Raw genomic sequence first — 1,462 nt, 5'->3', positions numbered from 1 at the left:
GAGAAATGATCAGAACTTGTGGATCCCGGGAGGGCGTACCTTCCCGGAAGATGATCTGCAAGGTATCGAAAATTCTGATCAAGACCAGCGCGCCAACGCTGGCGGGAAGGTACGCCCGTGCTCACGGTAGTACACGAGAACGACCAGTCCAACGACGACAGCGGACGGTCGCTGCTCGACGAGATCGTCCGCGACGGCGCCCGTCAGATGCTCGCGGCCGCACTGCAAGCGGAGGTCGCCGCCTACATCGACCAGTTCGCTGACCAGGTCAATGAGGACGGGCACCGCCTGGTGGTCCGAAACGGATACCACACCGAACGCGACGTTCTGACGGCCGCGGGAGCGGTCACCGTGAAGGTCCCCCGGGTCAACGACAAGCGTATCGACCCGGACACCGGAGAACGGCAGCGATTTTCGTCGTCGATCCTGCCGGCCTGGGTGCGCAAGTCCCCGCAGATGAACGAGGTCCTGCCGCTGCTGTACCTGCACGGGCTCTCCACTAGCGACTTCGGACCGGCGCTCGAGCAGTTCCTCGGATCGGGTGCCGGGCTCTCGGCCTCCTCGATCACCCGGTTGACGACCCAGTGGCAGGACGAGGCGAAGACCTTCCAGGATCGGGACCTCTCGGGTACCGACTTCGTCTATCTGTGGGTCGACGGCATCCACCTCAAGGTGAGGCTCGAGCAGGAAAAACTATGTCTGCTGGTGATGATCGGGGTCCGCGCGGACGGCCGAAAGGAGCTTGTCGCGCTCACCGACGGGTACCGCGAATCGGCCGAGTCGTGGGCGGATCTACTGCGCGGCTGTCGCCGGCGCGGCATGACGGCACCTGTCCTCGCGGTCGGTGACGGCGCTCTCGGATTCTGGAGGGCGTTGCGGGAGGTGTTCCCGGAAACTCGTGAGCAGCGGTGCTGGTTCCACAAACAATCTAATGTTCTTGCTGCGCTACCGAAGTCGGCTCATCCCGGAGCGCTCGCGGCGATGAAGGAAATCTATATCGCGGAGGACATCGACAAAGCGCAAGTGGCGATCAAGGCCTTCGAACTCGACTACGGAGCGAAGTACCCGAAGGCCGTCGCGAAGATCGTCGACGACATCGATGTGCTGCTCGAGTTTTACAAGTATCCGGCTGAGCATTGGGTGCATCTACGCACGACAAATCCCATCGAATCTACTTTCGCCACAGTGCGATTGAGAACCAAGGTAACCAAGGGGCCCGGATCCCGTGCGGCGGGACTTGCCATGGCCTACAAGCTGATCGACGCCGCCCAGGCTCGTTGGCGGGCGGTCAATGCACCACATCTGGTTGCGCTCGTGCGGGCCGGAGCGGTGTTCCACAAGGGGAAACTGCTCGAACGACCCACCGACATCACCACATTCGACGCCGGGGCAGTCGAGCCCGCAAGCACCGGATCGGAGGTCGCCTGAAACAATCTCATCCACAGGATTTGACAATATCTCC

Annotated in this window: 1 protein-coding gene; it reads left to right on the top strand. The window is 62.1% G+C overall.

The genetic code is table 11. The features are described 5' to 3' along the window. Positions 1 to 117: 117 nt before the first annotated feature. On the top strand, positions 118 to 1,428 hold the full coding sequence (locus R4P70_RS32570; protein WP_042445351.1) for an IS256 family transposase: 1,311 nt from the start codon (positions 118 to 120) through the stop codon (positions 1,426 to 1,428). Positions 1,429 to 1,462 lie beyond the last annotated feature (34 nt).

Source organism: Rhodococcus sp. IEGM 1241 (assembly GCF_033142365.1).
In the GTDB taxonomy this organism is placed as follows: Bacteria; Actinomycetota; Actinomycetes; order Mycobacteriales; family Mycobacteriaceae; genus Rhodococcus_F; species Rhodococcus_F erythropolis.
Note: the sequence above shows the minus strand (reverse complement) of the source record. Positions and strands in the feature narration are given on the sequence as shown.